The 18,555-nt window shown below is 67.3% G+C and carries 16 protein-coding genes and 1 tRNA gene; 11 read left to right on the top strand and 6 right to left on the bottom strand.

What is annotated here, in order from left to right; all coding sequences use genetic code 11:
• The first annotated feature begins 202 nt into the window (after positions 1-202).
• From DFS13_RS32455 to DFS13_RS32480, 6 genes are all read left to right on the top strand, one after another.
• Positions 203-289 (top strand) — tRNA-Leu (locus tag DFS13_RS32455).
• Positions 290-581: 292 nt separating this feature from the next.
• Complete coding sequence (locus DFS13_RS32460) at positions 582-1,829, top strand: ROK family protein (protein ID WP_111442611.1); 1,248 nt, start codon at positions 582-584, stop codon at positions 1,827-1,829.
• Entirely contained in the window at positions 1,816-3,369 is a 1,554-nt protein-coding gene (locus DFS13_RS32465) for a sugar ABC transporter ATP-binding protein (RefSeq protein ID WP_034200641.1), read from the top strand. The genes DFS13_RS32460 and DFS13_RS32465 overlap by 14 nt, the downstream gene beginning before the upstream one ends.
• Positions 3,370-3,411: 42 nt before the next feature.
• Positions 3,412-4,449: a ribose ABC transporter permease gene (locus DFS13_RS32470; RefSeq protein ID WP_006485281.1), complete on the top strand. Its 1,038-nt coding sequence runs from the start codon at positions 3,412-3,414 to the stop codon at positions 4,447-4,449.
• A 100-nt stretch (positions 4,450-4,549) separates the two neighbouring features.
• Positions 4,550-5,494, top strand: coding sequence for an ABC transporter substrate-binding protein (locus DFS13_RS32475; protein ID WP_006485275.1), 945 nt, complete (start codon positions 4,550-4,552; stop codon positions 5,492-5,494).
• A gap of 134 nt (positions 5,495-5,628) precedes the next feature.
• Positions 5,629-6,564 (top strand): carbohydrate kinase, encoded by a 936-nt coding sequence (locus DFS13_RS32480; protein WP_111442612.1) that lies wholly within the window; start codon positions 5,629-5,631, stop codon positions 6,562-6,564.
• Positions 6,565-6,597: 33 nt separating this feature from the next.
• Here DFS13_RS32480 and DFS13_RS32485 read toward each other — a convergent pair whose 3' ends face one another.
• The 3 genes from DFS13_RS32485 to DFS13_RS32495 all read right to left on the bottom strand — a co-directional run bounded on the left by DFS13_RS32485 (position 6,598) and on the right by DFS13_RS32495 (position 9,647).
• On the bottom strand, positions 6,598-8,328 hold the full coding sequence (locus DFS13_RS32485; protein WP_111442613.1) for a SulP family inorganic anion transporter: 1,731 nt from the start codon (positions 8,326-8,328) through the stop codon (positions 6,598-6,600).
• Between the two features lie 24 nt (positions 8,329-8,352).
• The gene (locus tag DFS13_RS32490; RefSeq protein WP_006485279.1) at positions 8,353-8,979 is read right to left on the bottom strand and encodes a ParB-like protein; all 627 of its coding nucleotides are present in this window, start codon (positions 8,977-8,979) and stop codon (positions 8,353-8,355) included.
• 125 nt (positions 8,980-9,104) lie between these two features.
• The gene (locus DFS13_RS32495; protein WP_111442614.1) at positions 9,105-9,647 is read right to left on the bottom strand and encodes a GNAT family N-acetyltransferase; all 543 of its coding nucleotides are present in this window, start codon (positions 9,645-9,647) and stop codon (positions 9,105-9,107) included.
• A gap of 281 nt (positions 9,648-9,928) precedes the next feature.
• Between DFS13_RS32495 and DFS13_RS32500 the strand changes: the two genes are divergently transcribed.
• The 4 genes from DFS13_RS32500 (at position 9,929) to DFS13_RS32515 (ending at position 15,045) form a co-directional block, all read left to right on the top strand.
• Positions 9,929-11,149 (top strand): MFS transporter, encoded by a 1,221-nt coding sequence (locus tag DFS13_RS32500; protein ID WP_006495319.1) that lies wholly within the window; start codon positions 9,929-9,931, stop codon positions 11,147-11,149.
• A gap of 215 nt (positions 11,150-11,364) precedes the next feature.
• Positions 11,365-12,186, top strand: coding sequence for a TetR/AcrR family transcriptional regulator (locus DFS13_RS32505; protein ID WP_006485289.1), 822 nt, complete (start codon positions 11,365-11,367; stop codon positions 12,184-12,186).
• Between the two features lie 157 nt (positions 12,187-12,343).
• Positions 12,344-14,098 (top strand): AMP-binding protein, encoded by a 1,755-nt coding sequence (locus DFS13_RS32510; protein ID WP_111442615.1) that lies wholly within the window; start codon positions 12,344-12,346, stop codon positions 14,096-14,098.
• A 29-nt stretch (positions 14,099-14,127) separates the two neighbouring features.
• A complete protein-coding gene (locus DFS13_RS32515; RefSeq protein WP_006495322.1) occupies positions 14,128-15,045 on the top strand; it encodes a DUF1571 domain-containing protein in 918 nt (305 codons plus the stop codon).
• Between the two features lie 27 nt (positions 15,046-15,072).
• Here DFS13_RS32515 and DFS13_RS32520 read toward each other — a convergent pair whose 3' ends face one another.
• Positions 15,073-15,357, bottom strand: a complete 285-nt coding sequence (locus DFS13_RS32520; RefSeq protein WP_012492571.1) for a hypothetical protein — start codon at positions 15,355-15,357, stop codon at positions 15,073-15,075.
• Positions 15,358-15,652: 295 nt separating this feature from the next.
• Here DFS13_RS32520 and hfq point away from each other — a divergent pair, with 295 nt between their 5' ends.
• The gene (gene hfq / locus DFS13_RS32525) at positions 15,653-16,222 is read left to right on the top strand and encodes an RNA chaperone Hfq (protein ID WP_006495323.1); all 570 of its coding nucleotides are present in this window, start codon (positions 15,653-15,655) and stop codon (positions 16,220-16,222) included.
• Between the two features lie 80 nt (positions 16,223-16,302).
• On the opposite strand, the gene DFS13_RS32530 is transcribed toward hfq, so the two are convergent.
• Positions 16,303-17,010, bottom strand: coding sequence for a DUF2968 domain-containing protein (locus DFS13_RS32530; protein ID WP_060268012.1), 708 nt, complete (start codon positions 17,008-17,010; stop codon positions 16,303-16,305).
• A gap of 54 nt (positions 17,011-17,064) precedes the next feature.
• Complete coding sequence (locus DFS13_RS32535; protein WP_059723723.1) at positions 17,065-18,456, bottom strand: sigma 54-interacting transcriptional regulator; 1,392 nt, start codon at positions 18,454-18,456, stop codon at positions 17,065-17,067.
• Positions 18,457-18,555 lie beyond the last annotated feature (99 nt).

Below are 18,555 nucleotides of genomic sequence, written 5' to 3' on the forward strand. Positions count from 1 at the left end.
TCCGGCGCTCAAATAAATATCTGCGCTCGCGTCGACGTATCGCCTCCCAACATCACACTCGGAGGTCGTCGCGGCTCGCACGCCCTCCCGCGCGGGACAATCACGCCGCCAGATTAATATTTTCGTCCGCCCCTCAAATTCTATTGACAGATTCTCCCGGCACGCTAGAATAGCGGTCTTCGCACTGCAGCAAGCGAAACGTGCCCAGGTGGCGGAATTGGTAGACGCACTAGGTTCAGGTCCTAGCGGTGGCAACATCGTGGAGGTTCGAGTCCTCTCCTGGGCACCACTCGATTTATAAAAAAGGTCGGCTTTTGCCGACCTTTTTTCATTTCCGGCGCCCAGCACCGGGCGCGCTTACGGAATCTCCGTATCGCGTATCTTCCCTCTCCCCGCCTCACGTACCGTCGATCGGCACACGACTGCATTCGGCCCCTTCACGTCACTCCGCCCCACGCGAACCCTCCGTCGTAGAAAAACCGGGATTTCCCTAGGCTGACAGGCCGTCCCTCACGCGGTTAAATAAATCAACGTGATTTATTTAATGCGCCGCCGAGCGGTGCGACATGGAAGGAGACGCCATGAGAAGCCCGCACTTCGGCCAGGGAAGCAATTCGGCCAACGTGCGCCGTTACAACGAGCGCCTGCTGCTGAAGACGCTGCGCCGCGCCGGCAGCGCGTCGAAGGCCGACCTCGCGCGTCTCGCGAACATGACGGGCACGGCGGTCGGCAGCATCATCGGGGCGCTCGCCGACGCGAAGCTGATCGAATTCGCGGGTCGCACCGAAGGCCAGCGCGGCCAACCCGCTTCGCTGATCCGCCTCGATCCGCGCGGTGCATTCGGCATCGGCGTCCATCTCGACCGGATGCGCATCGAGACGGCGCTCGTCAATTTCGCGGGCGACGTGCTCGGCCGCCGCTCTCACGACACGCTGCTGCCGCCGCCCGCCGACGTGCTCGAGATCGTCCGTCACGACATCGACGCAATGCAGACCCTGCTCCCCGACCATGAACGCGCACGCCTGACCGGCATCGGCGTCGCGCAGCCATACAACCTCGGCGCGTGGATGCGCGAGCTCGGCCTCGCACCCGACACGTTCCGCGCGTGGGAAGACGTCGACTTCGCGGCCGACCTCGGCCGCACGCTGTCGCTGCCCGTGTTCGGCGAAAACGACGGCAACGCGGCCGCGATCGCCGAACTGTTCTACGGATACGGCCGGCAGTGCGACGACTTCGTCTACCTGTTCATCGGGCCGGCGATCGGCGGCGGCATCGCGATCGACGGCGACTGCCTGCGCGGCGTGACCGGAAATGCGGGCGACATCGCGGTGATTCCGGTGCCGCCGAGCCGGCTGGCCTCCGCGCCGCCGCCGCGCGGCCCGTGGGACATCCTGCTCGCGCGCGCCTCGCTGCATGCGCTCGTGCGCCACCTGCGCCATCACGGCGAGACGGTCGAGAACCGCGCCGATCTCGAAGCCTGCATCGCGCGCGGCCTGCCGGCCGTCGACGAATGGATCGACGACTGCGTCGACGCGCTCGCACCGGCGTTGCGCGCGGTGCTGTGCGTGATCGACGCGCCGGTGGTCGTGCTCGACGCCGACACCGACGCGGGCCTGCTCGACGCGGTCACGAGCCGCCTGCGCGCGGCGCTCGTGGCGACTGCACCCGAAGCGCGCGGCACGCCCGTGCTCGTACGCGGCACGTTCGGCGCCGACGCCGGCGCGATCGGCGCCGCCACGCTGCCGATGTTTTTCAACTTCTCCCCGCGGGCCGGCATCCTCAAGGGCGCCCGCACCGACTCGCAGGAGGTCAACCATGTCGCGATCTGAGTCGCCCCGTCCGTTGCTCGAGATGCGCGGGATCAGCAAGACGTTCCCGGCCGTCCGCGCGCTCGACAACGTCAGCCTGACCGTCTATCCGGGCGAGATCCATTCGCTGATGGGCGAGAACGGCGCGGGCAAATCGACGCTGATGAAGATTCTGTCGGGCGCGTACCGCGCCGACGCCGGCGGCGAGATCCTGATCGACGGTCAACGCATCGACATCGACGGCCCGCTCGCCGCGCGCGATGCCGGCGTCGCGGTGATCTACCAGGAGCTGTGCCTGTCGCCGAACCTGACCGTCGCGGAAAACATCTACGTCGGCCGCGAACTGCGCCGCGGCAACCGGCGCTGGGGCACGATCGACCGCGCGGCGATGGCGCGCGGCTGCCAGGACGTGCTCGCGCGCCTGGGCGCGCCGTTCGGGCCCGACACGCTCGTCGACACGCTGTCGATCGCCGAACAGCAGCTCGTCGAAATCGCGCGCGCCGTACACACCCGCGCCCGCATCCTCGTGATGGACGAGCCGACCACGCCGCTGTCGTCGCGCGAAACCGAGCACCTGTTCCGCCTGATCCGCCAGTTGCGCGAGGAAGGTCTCGCGATCATCTACATCAGCCACCGGATGGCGGAGATCTACGAGTTGTCCGACCGCGTATCGGTGCTGCGCGACGGCACGTACGTCGGCACGCTCGAACGCGCGTCGCTGTCGGCCGAGCGGCTCGTCGCGATGATGGTCGGGCGCGACATCTCCGGTTTCTACAAGAAGGAACACGCGCCGTACGACCCCGGCCACCTGCTGCTGTCGGTCCGCGACGTCGCCGACGGCGCGCGCGTACGCGGCTGCAGCTTCGATCTGCATGCCGGCGAAGTGCTCGGCATCGCCGGCCTCGTCGGCGCGGGCCGCACCGAACTCGCGCGGCTGATCTTCGGGGCCGAGCCGCGCGTGCGTGGCGACGTGAAGCTGGGCGAGCGCACGTTCGGCGCGCACTCGCCGCGCGACGCGATCGACGCGGGCCTCGTCTACCTGACCGAGGACCGCAAGCGCCAGGGCCTGTTTCTCGACATGAGCGTGCGCGACAACATCAACATCTCGGTGTGCAACCGCGATGCGCGGCTCGGCGCGCTCGACCTCGCGCGCGGCGCCGAACGGGCGCGCGACGCGATCGCGTCGCTGTCGATCCGCGTGCCGCACGCCAACGTCAACGTCGGCGCGCTGTCGGGCGGCAACCAGCAGAAAGTGCTGCTGTCGCGCCTGCTCGAGACGAAGCCGCGCGTGCTGATCCTCGATGAACCGACACGCGGCGTCGACATCGGCGCGAAATCCGAGATCTACCGGATCATCAACGAATTGGCCCGTGCCGGCGTGGGCGTAATCGTGATCTCGAGCGAACTGCCGGAAATCATCGGCGTCGCCGATCGCGTGCTCGTGATGCGCGAGGGCGAGATCGCGGGTGAACTCGGCGGACACACGCATACGCCGATCACGCAGGAAGCGATCATCGCGCTCGCCACCGGCTCGCAGGCCGAACTGGCCGACGCGCACTGAGCCCCGCCCTTTTCATTTCACTCTCACTTTCAGGTTACCGAAATGATCAACCCGACCAAGCAGCGGAACCTCGCTTCCGCGACCGCCCATCCGGTCGCCAACCGCACGCCCCTGATGCGCGGCGCCGATCACCGCGCCCGCATGCAATCGCTGATCCGCACGGCCGGCATGCTGCCGGTGCTGCTGGTCCTGTGCGTCGGCTTCGGCTTCCTGACCGATGGCTTCTTCACGTTGCAGAACCTGTCGATCGTCACGCAGCAGGCGTCGATCAACATCGTGCTCGCCGCCGGCATGACGTTCGTGATCCTGACGGGCGGCATCGACCTGTCGGTCGGCTCGGTGCTCGCCGCCGCGGCCGTCGCGGCGCTCATCGCGTCGACCCTTCCCGGCTGGGGCTGGCTCGGCGTGCCGTTCGCGCTCGCGGTCGGCCTCGTGTTCGGCGCGATCAACGGCGGACTGATCTCGTTCCTGCGCCTGCCGCCGTTCATCGTCACGCTCGGCGCGATGACCGCCGTGCGCGGCGTCGCGCGCCTGATCGGCAACGACACGACCGTGTTCAACCCGCAACTGCCGTTCGCGTTCATCGGCAACGGCTCGATCCTCGGCGTGCCGTGGCTCGTCGTGATCGCGTGCGCGGTGATCGCGATCTCGTGGTTCATCCTGCGCCGCACGGTGCTCGGGATGCGGATCTATTCGGTCGGCGGCAACCCGGAAGCCGCACGGCTGTCGGGCATCAACGTACGGGCGATCCAGATGTTCGTGTATGCGGCGTCGGGCCTGCTCGCCGGCCTCGGCGCGGTGATGTCGGCCGCGCGCCTGTATGCGGCCAACGGCCTGCAGCTCGGCCAGTCGTACGAGCTCGACGCGATCGCCGCGGTGATCCTCGGCGGCACGAGCTTCGTCGGCGGCGTCGGGTCGATCGTCGGCACGCTGATCGGCGCGCTGATCATCGCGGTGCTGACCAACGGCCTCGTGCTGCTCGGCGTGTCCGACATCTGGCAGTACATCATCAAGGGGCTCGTGATCATCGGCGCGGTCGCCCTCGACCGCTATCGCCAGCGCGACTCGGCCCGTACCTGACACCGTTCCCTCACCGCGCATTCCTGACCATTCAACCATCGGCGCGCAGGCAGGTCCTCCTGCGCGCGTTCGCCAACAGACCTCACGGAGACACAACGACATGTTCAAGCACACCGCCGCCCTGACCGCCGTCGCCTGCGCACTCGCGTTCGGCGCCGCCGCCGCCCACGCAGCCGACAAGCCGCTGAAATCGATCGGCGTCACGGTCGGGTCGCTCGGCAACCCGTACTTCGTCACGATCGTGAAAGGCGCCGAAGCGCGCGCGAAGCAGCTCAACCCGAATGCGAAGGTCACGGCCGTCTCGGCCGACTACGACCTGAACAAGCAGTTCACGCAGATCGACAACTTCATCTCCGCGCACGTCGACATGATCCTGCTCAACGCGACCGACCCGAAGGCGATCGAGCCGGCGGTGAAGAAGGCGCAGGCGGCCGGCATCACGGTCGTCGCGGTGGACGTCGCGGCGGCCGGCGCGAACGCGACCGTGCAGACCAACAACGTGAAGGCCGGCGAGCTCGCGTGCGACTACCTCGCGAAGAAGCTGAACGGCAAGGGCAACGTGATCATCGAGAACGGCCCGCAGGTGTCGGCCGTGATCGATCGCGTGAACGGCTGCAAGGCCGTGCTCGCGAAAAACGCCGGCATCAAGCTGCTGTCGAGCGACCAGGACGGCAAGGGCTCGCGCGAAGGCGGGATGAACGCGATGCAGGGCTACCTGACGCGCTTTCCGAAGCTCGACGGCGTGTTCACGATCAACGACCCGCAGGCGATCGGCAGCGATCTCGCGGCGAAACAGCTGAACCGCCCGAACATCGTGATCACGTCGGTCGACGGCGCGCCCGACATCGAGGTCGCGCTCAAGTCGAACACGCTCGTGCAGGCGTCGTCGAGCCAGGATCCGTGGGCGATGGCGCAGCAGGCGGTCAACGTCGGCTACGGGATCATGAACGGCCAGAAGCCGGCCAATCCGATGATCCTGATCGAGCCGACGCTCGTCACGCGCGACAACGTGAAGACCTACAAGGGCTGGAGCTCCCCGCGCTGATCGCGCCGAGCGCGCCGCCCGTCTGCGAGCCGGGCGGCGCCGGGCCGCGTCGCCGCGCGCGACGGCCGGTACTGCCGCCTGTTCAGATCAACCGCTGTACGGCCGCGCGCGACGCCGCGGCACAAGGTTTCCACATGACGACGACGTTTCCCCGCCTGATCGTTTTCGGCGAAGCGCTGACCGATTTCATCCGCGACGACGCACAGCACTGGCACAGCGTCGCCGGCGGCTCGTGCTGGAACGTCGCGCGCGTCGGGGCGCGACTCGGCGTGCCGACGGCCTTCGCCGGCACGGTCAGCCGCGACACTTTCGGCGACGAGCTGATGCGCAAGAGCGCCGATGCGGGGCTCGACATGCGCTTCATCCGGCAGGTCGACCGCGCGCCGCTCCTCGCGATGGTCGTATCGAAGCAGCCGCCCCACTATTTCTTCATCGGCGAAAACAGCGCCGATCTCGCGTTCGATCCGGCCGACTTGCCGGCCGGCGCGTTCGACGCGGCCGAGATCGTGCACGTCGGCTCGCTCGGCGTCGTGCGCGAGCCGCTCGCAGCGCGCCTGATCGAACTCGCGCAAGCCGCGCGGGCGGCCGGCAAGCGGATCTCGTTCGACCCTAACTTCCGCGCACCGATGGCCGCGCCGTCGTATCGCGACACGCTGCGCCGCCTGACCGCGCTGGCCGACTGGATCAAGGTCTCCGACGAGGATCTGGGCGGGCTGTTTCCCGAGCTCGACGAAGCGGCCGCGCTCGCGCAACTGCGCGCGTGGGCGCCCGCCGCGACGATGCTCGTCACGCGCGGCGCAACCGGCATGCAACTGCTGCATCGCGATACCGAGCTGTTCCAGCCCGCGTTCCCGACCGCGGTCGCCGACACGGTCGGCTGCGGCGATGCGAGCATCGGCGGCTGGCTCGCGAGCCAGCTTGCTCGGCCCGATGCGTCGGCCGCCGAGCATCTGCGTTACGCGGCCGCGTGCGCGGCCGTCGCCTGCGCGCATGCGGGCGCCTATGCGCCGACGGCCGCGGAAGTGGCCGACATGATCGGTCGCAGCGCCGGCGCCACGCTGTCGCACTAGACGGCGCCGACGCGCCGTGCCGTCATGCAGCCCTCACGCGGCGGCCGTGCCGTCGCTGCCGTCCGGCGGACGGCCGGCCTGCAGCAGTTGCAGGCTCTCGTCGACGCTCAGTTCCGACATCGCATCGTCGTGCAGCGTATCGTCCGCCGCGCGGCGCAGTGCATGCAGCGCGTGCACCTTGAGCCGGACGAGCGCGAGCCGCAGCCCGCGCGCCGCGCATTCGGCCGCGAACGTACGCAACGATTCGATCGTCGTGCCGTCGACATCCGGCGTTTCCTCGAGGCTCAACATCACGGTATGCGTGTCCGGTGCGGTCTTCATCAGCGCCCGCACGCGATTGAGCATCCGGTCCGCATTCGCGAAGAACAGCTGCGCCTCGGGCCGCACGATCAGCACGCCCGGCACCGGCTTCGCATCGGCATGGCTCGCGACGTCGACGAAATCGTGGCTGTCGCGCAGCCGGCCGAGCACGCTGACGTTCGGCTCGGACAGCTTGCGCAGCGTCAGCAGCAGGCTCACGCCAATGGCCGCGAGCAGCCCGTGCAGCACGCCGAGCACGAGCACGGCGAGCAGTGCCGCGATCACGACGAGCCGGTCGCGATGCCAGGCCCAGTACGGCCGGAACACGGACGGATGCAGCGAATGGCTGACCGCGAAGATCACGATGGCCGCGAGCACGGGCTCGGGCGTGCGCGCGAGCTGCGGCAGCAGCAGCCAGACGATCAGCGCGACCACGCCGGCCGCCCACATTCCCGCGAAGCGCGACTGCGCGCCGGCCGCCTCGTTCGCCGACGTTGCCGAATAGCCGGCGCCGACCGGCATCCCGTGCAGCAGGCCCGACACGAGGTTCGCGCAGCCGAGCGCAACGAGGTCGCGGTTCGGCGACACGGTATCGCCATGCTTCAGCGCGAAGTTGCGGATCGATCCGTACGACTCCGCATACAGGATCAGCATCAGCGCGAACGCGAGCTCGACCGTCTGCATCCATGCGTTGCGGCCGAGATGCGGCAACCCGAATTCGAGGTGCCGGAAGTCGATATGGCCGACGATCGCGATTCCGTACCGCTGCCAGTCGATCGCGTAACCCGCCGCGATCGACAGCACGATCACGACGAGCGTCGCGGGCACGCGCGCGCCGCGGCCGAGCACGAACAGCAGCGCGAGCGCGGTCGCGCCGAGCACGACGCTCGCGAGATTCGCGTGCGGCGCGCCGGTGATCAAATCGAGCGCGACGTGGGGCGCATCGCTGTGCTGCACGGCAATCGCGAGAATCTTCGGTAGCTGCTTGATGACGATCGTCAGCGCGAGGCCGAACGTGAAGCCGCGCAGCACGGGCCGCGCGACGAAATCCGACATGCCGCCGAGCCGCGCGACGCCGGCCAGGATGAACAGCACGCCCGTCATCGCGACGAGCGCCGCCGCCAGCGCGAGCTGCGCGGCGAGCGCCATCCCCGACTCGGCGAGCACGGTCGCGGCGAGCACCGCGGCCGACGACGACGTCGACGACACGATCGCGAAGCGGCTGCTGCCCGTCAGCGCATAGACGACGAGTCCCGACAGCAGCGCGATCAGGCCGGCCTGCGGCGGCAGGTTCGCGAGCCCCGCATACGCGACCGCCTCGGGAATCAGCAGGCCGGCAATCGACAGGCCGGCCAGCGCATCGAGGCCGATCCGTTGCGTACGCGGTGCCGGCGGCGTGTCGAGCGCCGCGAAATGGTCCGGATGTTGCGGGCCGGCGTCGGGGCGGATCGGGGCGGTCGTCATGAGGCGGTCGGCGCCGTGGGCCGGTCAGGGTTTGACGGCGATCACGCCCGACCAGCCGGGCAGATAGCGCGCATCCTGGTCGTGCGCACGATGCAGCGCGACATCGAGCGCCTTCGCGAAATTCTTGCGGATCTGGTCGAGCGACACGTGCTGGCGCAGATAGTCGGCCCACAGGAATTCGCTGAACGGCGTCGCGTCCTTCGCGTACCCGCCCGCCGTGCGCAGCTCGCCGGCGAGGCTGCGGTACGGATCGTCCTCGAGCCCCGTCAGCGCCTTCGGCAAATGCGCATAGTCGCGCCGCGAGCCGTCCGGGCCGAACGGATGCACCCACTGGTTGTGTTCCATCATCCGCCAGAAGATCGTGTCGTCGAGCCACGACAGATCCTTCAGCAGCATCGCGTTCACGCGCGACTCGCCCTCCTCGATCAGCGCGAGGCCGAGATGATGGTGATCGGTGATGTAGTGCAGCCCGTCCGGGCCGAGGACGGCCGGGAACCAGTGCGATTCGATCGCGGCCTTGCGGGCGCGCTTGTTCAGCGCCTTCCAGTGCTTGCGCTTCGCCTTGACTTCGCGGTAGCCCACCGTCATCTGGGTCGGACGCAGCGCGTCGAGCCTGACGGGAATGAGATGAACGTCGGTGCCGAGTGCCATGGTCGTACCCCATGTTGCGAAATTCCGGCAACGATACTCCGGATCGCGCGCGCCGTTAATCCGTCATCACCGCGATGCGCGTCCGGTTGACCCTCTCTGACACTTGCCGCACGCACGACGCCGCACTACGCCCGCAAATCGTTGCGTTCGAGGCGGTGACGAATGTAAGGAATGCCGTCGTGCACGACGCTCACGCGCCGCATGCCGAGCTTGCGCGCCACGTTCAGCGAGCCGCTGTTGGCCTCCGCGATATCGGCGATCACGCGCGGCAGGCGCACGGTGTCGAACGCGTGCCGCACGACGGCCGCCGCGGCTTCACTCGCGATGCCGCGCCCCCACGTCGCACGCACCAGCCGCCAGCCGATCTCGACGTCGCGCGATCCGTCCTTGTAATCGGGAATCAGCAGGATCCAGCCGATGAACACCTCGGGCGCGGCCTTCTCGAAGATCGACCAGTAGCCGAGGCCCGGCGGATAGTCGCACGTGATCCGGTGCGTGACGAAGCGACGATGCTCGACGGGGTCGTGCCACGGGCCCGCGATGTGGCGCGTGACCTCGGGATCGCGATCCATCTCGATGCACGCATCGAGATCGGCCAGCACGCGCGGACTCAGCCACAGCCGCGCGGTTTCGAGCACGGGCAGCGGGTCGGCGGAACGGTCGTTCATCTGGACTCCTGATACGGGGGCGATGCGCATCGAGCGCATTACAGAATTGATACAAACAGCCTTCCGGAATGATACAGAGTCCCGACGCGTGCCTCGCGCGGCTCCGTTTCCGTTTCCGAAACAGTGCATTTCGTAGGGATTATTCCCGATTCGGCGCTATCGCGCCCCACATCGCGCGACGCGGAAGCCTACACTCGATCAGTGCCCCCGCGCCGCGCGCGAGCCGGGCCGGCATCCGCATGCACATCGTGAGCGCGCAAGCCAACGAGGAGACCCCGGACATGAGCTGGACCCGCGAGCAACGCAACGTCACGATCGCCGCCTACCTGGGCTGGACGCTCGATGCGTTCGATTTTTTCCTGATGGTTTTCGTGCTGAAGGACATCGCCGCGGAGTTCGCGTCGACGATTCCCGCCGTCGCGTTCGCGCTCACGCTGACGCTCGCGATGCGCCCGCTCGGCGCGCTGATCTTCGGCCGGCTCGCCGACCGCTTCGGCCGCCGCCCGACGCTGATGGTCAACATCGCGTGCTATTCGCTGCTCGAACTCGCGTCGGGTTTCGCGCCGAGCCTGACCGCGCTGCTCGTGCTGCGCGCGCTGTTCGGCATCGCGATGGGCGGCGAATGGGGCGTCGGCTCCGCGCTGACGATGGAAACCGTGCCGACGCATGCGCGCGGCTTCGTGTCCGGGCTGCTGCAGGCCGGCTATCCGAGCGGTTATCTGCTCGCGTCGGTCGTGTTCGGCCTGTTCTACCAATACATCGGCTGGCGCGGGATGTTCATGGTCGGCGTGCTGCCCGCGCTGCTCGTGCTGTACGTGCGCGCGCACGTGCCCGAATCGCCGGCATGGAAACAGATGGAGAAGCGCCCGCGCCCGAGCCTTGGCGCCACGTTGAAACAGAACTGGAAACTCACGATCTACGCGATCGTGCTGATGACCGCGTTCAACTTCTTCTCGCACGGTACGCAGGATCTCTATCCGACCTTCCTGCGCGAACAGCATCACTTCGATCCGCATACCGTGTCCTGGATCACGATCGTGCTGAACATCGGCGCGATCGTCGGCGGCCTGTCGTTCGGCACGATCTCCGAGCGGCTCGGCCGGCGCCGCGCGATCTTCATCGCCGCGCTGATCGCGCTGCCGGTGCTGCCGCTGTGGGCGTTCTCGAGCGGCCCGGTCGCGCTCGCCGCCGGCGCGTTCCTGATGCAGATCTCGGTACAGGGCGCGTGGGGCGTGATACCGGTTCACCTGAACGAGATCTCGCCCGACGAGATCCGGGCCACCTTCCCCGGCGTCGTCTACCAGCTCGGCAACCTGCTCGCGTCGGGCAACGCGACGATGCAGGCATCACTCGCCGTGTCGAACGGCAACAACTACGGCTTCGCGCTCGCGCTCGTGGCCGGCATCGTGGCCGTCGCGATCGCCGTGCTGATCCTGTTCAGCCGCGAACGGCGCGGCATCGACATGACGCAATCGGTCAATACGCGTAGCACCGTCGGGTGAACCCGCGCGTTGCGGCACCGCATCATCGCGCGCGCCCCGCCCCGCCGTGAGCGGGTGCCGCGCTTTCCGCACCTGCACATCGAACTAGAGGAATTGGTCCAGACGCCGCGCTTGCCCGCGCCGCCCGCGTTTTTTTATCTTAATGAAAACGACTGTTTGAATCAGATAATCAAATCACCTGTTCGCGGCCGGGAAACCGGCATGGGAGGCGGAACATGGCAGTAAGTCAGGAGGGGCGGCCATCGGCGGGACGGCCGTCCGGGGCGCGGTCATCCGGCACGCGGCAGACCGGCGGGACGAAGGCGCGCATTCTCGATGCGGCCGAGGATCTGTTCATCGAACACGGCTTCGAGGCGATGTCGATGCGGCAGATCACCTCGCGCGCGGCGGTCAACCTCGCCGCGGTCAACTACCACTTCGGCAGCAAGGAAGCGCTGATCCACGCGATGCTGTCGCGCCGGCTCGACCAGCTGAACCAGGAGCGCCTCGGCATCCTCGACCGCTTCGACGCGCAGCTCGGCACCCACATCACCTGCGAGCACGTGCTCGGCGCGATGTTCATTCCGGCGCTGAAGGCCTCGCGCGATCCCGAACGCGGCGGGCCCGGGTTCCTCCGGCTGATCGGCCGCGCGTATACCGACCCTTCGCCGTTCGTGCGCAACTTCCTGACCGCGCACTACGCGAGCGTCGCGGGCCGCTTCTTCGATGCGTTCCAGCGCGCGCTGCCGCACCTGCCGCGCACCGAACTCGGCTGGCGGCTGCACTTCGCGATCGGCGCGCTGTCCGGCGCGCTCGCGGGTGCCGAAACCGAAAGCCTGATCGACGAATTCTCGCAAGGCCGCACGATGAACGACGTGCAGATGATCGCTCGGCTGTCGTCGCTGATCGTCGCCGCGCTGAAGGCGCCGATGCCCGACAGCGCGCAACTGTCGATCTTCGCGGCGGTGCTCGACGATGCCGGCGCCAGCGAAGCGTTCGGGCTGCCGCAGTCGGGCGCGACGGCCGCCGAGGCGGCAACGCTGCATTCCACGAGCTGAACGCGCGAGGCCACGCGCGGCTTCCTGTTCACGATTTGATTGATACGCGCGGTCAGGCGCGGCGTCGAGACGCCCGCGCCGGCCGGCCGCGAAGCACGGGGCATGGGCTGGCGCTGACGCGCCGACCCGCGCCGAGCGCCAAGACCGGAGACACGTCATGTCATCATCCGCAGCAACCACCTCGGCCCAGCTTCCGCCGAACACCGACGCCATCTGGTACGCGTCGTACCCGCCCGGCGTCCCGCACGAGATCGACGTCACGCAATACGCGTCGCTCGTGCAGTTCTTCGACGAATGCACGACCCGCTTCGCCGACCGCGTCGCGTATGTCAGCGCCGGCGCGTCGATGACCTATCGCACGCTCGCGCAGAAGGTCGACGCATTCGCGTCGTATCTGCAAAGCCTCGGCGTGAAGCCCGGCGACCGCGTCGCGATCATGCTGCCGAACACGTTCCAGTATCCGGTCGCGCTGTTCGGCACGCTGAAGGCCGGCGCGATCGTCGTCAACGTGAATCCGCTCTACACCGCGCGCGAACTCGCGCACCAGTTGAAGGACAGCGGCGCGCAGACGATCGTCGTGTTCGAGAACTTCGCGCGCACGCTGCAGGACGCGCTGCCGGAAACGCAGGTGAAGCACATCGTCGTCACCGCGCTCGGCGACCTGCTCGCCGACGGTTTCAACGCGAAAGGACGCCTGATCAATTTCGTGCTGAAGCACGTGAAGAAGCTCGTGCCGGACTACCACCTGCCGCAGGCGATCCGGCTGCGCTCCGCCCTCGCGCTCGGCGCGCGCGGCACGCCGCAACCGGTGCAGATCACGCGCGACGATCTCGCGTTCCTGCAATACACCGGCGGCACGACCGGCGTCGCGAAAGGCGCGATGCTCACGCACGGCAACCTGATCGCGAACCTGCTGCAGGCGAAGGCGTGGATCGCCGACCAGGTGTCGGGCGACGTCGAAACCGTGCTCACGCCGCTGCCGCTCTATCACATCTATTCGCTGACGGTGAACGCGTTCATCTTCATGGGGCTCGGCGGGCGCAACATCCTGATCGCGAACCCGCGCGACATGAAGATGGTGATGAAGATCATCCGCCACGAGACGTTCACGGGCATCACCGGCATCAACACGCTGTACAACGCATTCCTCGACAACGAGGAATTCCGCAAGCGCGACTTCTCGAAGCTCAAGCTCGCGATGGCGGGCGGGATGGCGATGCAGCGCGCGGTCGCCGAGCGCTTCCAGCAGGTGACGGGCCGGCCGGTGGTCGAAGGCTACGGCCTCACCGAGTGCTCGCCGATCGTCACGATGAACCCCGTGGACCTGAACGACATGGCCGCGTTCAGCGGTTCGATCGGCCTGCCCGCGCCATCTACCCTCGTGCGCTTTCGCCGCGAGGACGGCACCTGGGCCGCGATCGGCGAGCCGGGCGAGCTGTGCGTGCGCGGCCCGCAGGTGATGCGCGGCTACTGGCAGCGCCCCGACGAGACCGCCAAGGTGATCGACGCCGACGGCTGGCTCGGCACCGGCGACATCGGCGTGATGGACGAGCGCGGCTTCATCCGCCTCATCGATCGCAAGAAGGACATGATCCTCGTGTCGGGCTTCAACGTGTATCCGAACGAGATCGAGGAAGTGCTGGTGATGCATCCGGGCATCAGCGAAGCCGCGGCGATCGGCATTCCCGACGAGGTGCAGGGCGAACGGATCAAGGTGTTCGTCGTGCGCCGCGACCCGTCGCTGACGGCCGAGGACGTGCTCGCGCACTGCCGCAAGAACCTGACCGGCTACAAGATGCCGAAATTCGTCGAGTTCCGCGACGCGCTGCCGCAGACGAACGTCGGCAAGATCCTGCGCCGCGCGCTGCGCGACGAGGAACTCGCCAAACTCAACGCCGCGAAACAAGGCTGAACGATCCATCGCTCCGGGAGACGCTGTCGATGAACGAAGGAATGAAACGCCGCGCGCGGCATGCCGCCGCGGCGGCGCTCGCGTGCGTGCTGTCGCTCGCACAGGCGGGCCTGCATGCACAGGAAACGGCGAGCGCCGCGAGCGCGGCACCGGCCGTCGCGCTGCCCGCGGATCTCGCGAAGGTCACGCACGAGCCGCTCGCGCAACAGGCGCGCTGGCTGCGCACGGCGGCCCAGCGCGGCACGCTCGCGCAACTCGACGACGCGACGCTCACCGCGCTCTTCAAGGCGCTCGATCCGCTCGCCGTACCGCTCTATATCCGCAACGGCCCGAACGGCTATCCGGCCTACCAGTTCACGATGGTGCGCCAGGAGCGCATCAGCGGAAAATGGTCCGACACGCCCGACCGCATGCTCGTGAAGACGACCCGCGAGCCGCTGCGGGTGTATGCGAAATGGCTGCCGGGCGGCGCGCATGCCGGACAGGAGACCATCTACGACACGACCCAGCGCAAGGACGAGATGTATGGCCATCTCGGCGGCCTGCTCGGCAAGATTCCGCTGTGGACGGCGATCGACGGCGCGCTGGCGCGTGCCCAGTCGAATCACCAGGTGAAGGATCTCGGCACCGAGTTCATCACGAACCTGTACCTGACCGAAGGGAAGAAATACCTGGAAGCCGGCGTGCAGCGGCCGACCGACGTGCAGGCCAAAACGATCGACGGCGTGCGCGTCGTCGCGCTCACCTACGAAACGCCGACCGGCCGGCCGCAGTTCTATGCGAAAAAGGAAGTGCTGGGGCTCGACCTGCACGCCCCCTATTTCCGGACCGTCGAGTCCTATGACAACGACGGCAAGATCTTCGAGCGGATCGTCATCGAGAAAATCGCGCCCGCGACCCTCGACGACACCGCATTCGACCCGAAAAACCCCGACTACGCGTTCTGACACGCGCTGACGGGGCCGATCACGGGCTCAATCGTCATCGTCGTCGCCGTGGTGCCGATGCCAGTGCTTGTAGTAGTGCTTGCGCCACTTGCGGTAGCGATCGTCGTCGTCATCGCCGTAATAGCCGTATCCGTAGCCCGGATAGGCGACGACGGCGGGCTGCGGCGCCACATAGACCGGCGCCGGTTCGACATAGACCGGTGCGACCGGTACGCCGATGCCGACCGACAGGTCGACATGCCCCGCCATTGCACTACCGGAAACGAGCAACGCCATGCCCCCGATTACCCCTGCCACTTGCCTCTTGTTCATGCTCCGGATCCCTGATAAGCCGGCCCGCCCGGCTCACGCAACCAATGTAAGCGCGCCGCCCGCGCCGAGGTGATACGGGGCTGCGAGAGTCGTAACGCGACGTAACGAAACGGCTTTGGCCATTCGGCCGGATCGCGAAAATGCGCCGGAACGTCTATAGTGGGTTACGGTTCGACACAATCACGACTGCGCGCTCCCCTATCGAACAGGGTAGAATTCCGCCAAACGGCTTGTGGACGAACACGCCACACACACGCACAACATATTCTCTGACGCAGGCTCCTGCCGCACCTCAATGGCCAATCCCGCAGAATCCCATCCGCAAAACGACTTCATCAATTCGGCGCGCAAGGAACGTAAGCGTGTTGAAATCTATCTCGTCAACGGCATTCGTCTGACGGGGTGTATCGAGTCGTTCGACCAGTATCTGGTGATGCTGCGCACCCCCGTGGGTCTGCAAGGCATCTACAAGCGTGCGATTTCCACGATCCAGCTCGACACGGGCGGTTCGCGCCCGGGCGGCGGCGGCCCCCGCGGCCCGCGCACCGGCGGTCGCCCCGGCGGCCGTGAAGGCGGCGGCCACAGCCCGTACGGCTCGCACGGCGGTCCGCGCGAATCGCGCGGCGACGGCGGCTACGGCTCCCGCGAGCCGCGTGAAGGCTACGGTTCGCGCGAACCGCGCGAGGGCTACGGCTCGCGTGAGCCGCGCGAAGGCTACGGCGCACCGCGTGAACCGCGCGAAAGCTACGGCGCGCCGCGCGACACCGGCGACGCATCCGGCAACGCCGCGCCGTCGGATTCCCGCGGCGGCAACGGGCCGGTCATCGTGACGCGCCGCCGGCGAATCGTGCCGGACGGCCAGTAAAACAAAAGGGCAAGCCAACCGGCTTGCCCTTTTCACTTGTACGGCCGGCGCGGCATGTCGCCGCACCGCCGTTACCGAATTCAGCGTGCCGTCGTCGGCAAGCCCGCGTCGGCCTCGCGCTGCAGCGAACGCACCTGCTGCTGCAACGCCCGCAATTGCGACTGGAGCTGCGCCTGTTGCGCCTGCAACGCCGCCGTTTCGCTCCGCACGCTCTTCTGGCGATCCGCCACCGCCGCCTGCTGCTGGCGGGCGATCGAGATGTCCGCCTGCAGACGCCGCGCGCGGTCCTGCGTGACTTCGATCTGCTTGTCCATTTGCGCCTTCTGCGATTCCAGCTTCGCCGCCCGCAGTTCGTTGACGGCCAGCCGCTCCGCCTGATGCGAGAAATCGCGATAGATCGCTTCCGCGCGCGTTTCGTCGTAAGTCTTGATCACGCGCCAGAACGCCTTTTGCTGGAACAACGCGACGAAATACGCACCGTCCTTGACGTTGAACAGCAGGCTGGCGCCGTAGCTGCCGTTGTAGCTCGTGCGCATTTCCGTCAGCGAGTGCGCCTGGATCTGGCGCTGCAAATCGTCGACCGTGCTCGGTCCCGTCGTCTCGCCGGCCTGCGGCTGCACCGACGTCTGCGCCTGCGAATCGATCACCGGAATCGCGGCCACCGGCGCCGATGCCTGCTGCACCGCCGACGGATCGCTGCCTGCCAGCCCCTGCGCGAACACGCCTTGCATGCCTCCCACCAGGGCGAGCATTACGCTCACCCGCCCCAACCCCGTCATATGGCTCATGAAGTTTTATTCCCGCCCGAGTCGTTGTAATTCACTGCGATTTTATCTCATTAATTACTCGCTTTCGCGGGTCTCGGGCTCTTCGTCGAAGATCTGATATTTGCGCATTTTTTCCCACAACACCTTGCGGCTGATGCCGAGCTGCTGGGCCGTGTCCTGACGCCGCCAACCGTTTGCGTCGAGCGCCGCGATCACGCGGTTGCGCTCGTTCATGTCCCACTTGCTGCGATCGACGAACACCTCGGCCGCACTCTCAGCCGGCACCGGCTGGGCCGCGCTGCGCGCGTGCGCGATCAGTCGCTGCAGTCGCGCGGCATCCCAGCCGCCCGTCTGTCGCACCGTCACGCCGACGCGCTCGGCGAGGTTGCGCAGCTCGCGCACGTTGCCGGGGAAATAGCTGTCCGCGACCGAATCCGTGAGCCAGTACGGCAGGTCGGACAACTCGGCGAGCCGCTCCTCGCCCACCACCTGGGCGACGAACGACTTGAACAGCGCGATCTTGTCGACCGCACCGCGCTCTTCCAGCGACGGAATGCTCAGCTCGATCACCGCGAGCCGGTAGTAGAGATCGGCGCGGAACAGTCCCTCCTTCACGAGCTGCGGCAGCTTCTTGTTGCTTGCCGCGACCAGACGGAAATCGACCTTGACCGGCGCCGTCGCGCCGACGCGCAGCACCGCGCCGTCCTCGAGCACGCGTAGCAGCTTGACTTGCTGGTACAGCGGCAGATCGCCGACTTCGTCGAGGAACAGCGTGCCGCCGGCCGCCTGCTCGAAATAGCCTTTATGCGCAACAACCGCGCCCGTGAACGACCCTTTCGCATGGCCGAAGAACAGCGATTCGAACAGGCCGTCCGGAATCGCGCCGCAGTTCACCGGCACGAATTCGCCGTGCCGGTAGCGTGAATGCTTTTCGTGCAGCAGTTGCGCGATGCGCTCCTTGCCGACGCCGGTTTCGCCGTGCAGCAGCACGTTGGTGTCGCAGTCGGCGAACGTATCGACTTCGTGCAGCAGCGCCTGCATCGATTCGGAGTGCGCGACGAGTTCCGACGGCTGCAACGTCTCGGCTGCGTGCGCACGCAGTTGCGTGACGAGCTTGCCGATCATGCCGCGCAGTTCGGCGCACGTGAAGTCGAGCGGCAGGATATGCGAATACTCGGGCGGATACTGCGACGCGTCGTGGTCGCGCGCCGCGCCGACCCAGACCACCGGCATGCCGATGTTGGCCTGCCAGTCGCGCAGGAATGCCGCGCCGCCTTCGATCATCGTCACGCTGATGATCGCCAGCGAGCGCCGCAACGCGGCGCGCTCGGGCGAGACCGCCGCGTTGTCGGCGCGGATCACTTCGACGTCGAAGCTCGCCATGCACCGGGCGACGCGGTCGACGATGTCCGCCTTGCCTTCCCAGACGTACAGGTCGAGCTCTTCGATTGCGGGCGTGGTTCTCATGTTTCGGGTGCGGCTTCAGTAATTGACGGGTTGCTTGGTATTGCAAATCGATGATCATTTATGAGCGAAAGCGAAACCGCCCGCTTCGGTAACACCATT

Source organism: Burkholderia sp. 28_3 (assembly GCF_003253915.1).
In the GTDB taxonomy this organism is placed as follows: Bacteria; Pseudomonadota; Gammaproteobacteria; order Burkholderiales; family Burkholderiaceae; genus Burkholderia; species Burkholderia cenocepacia.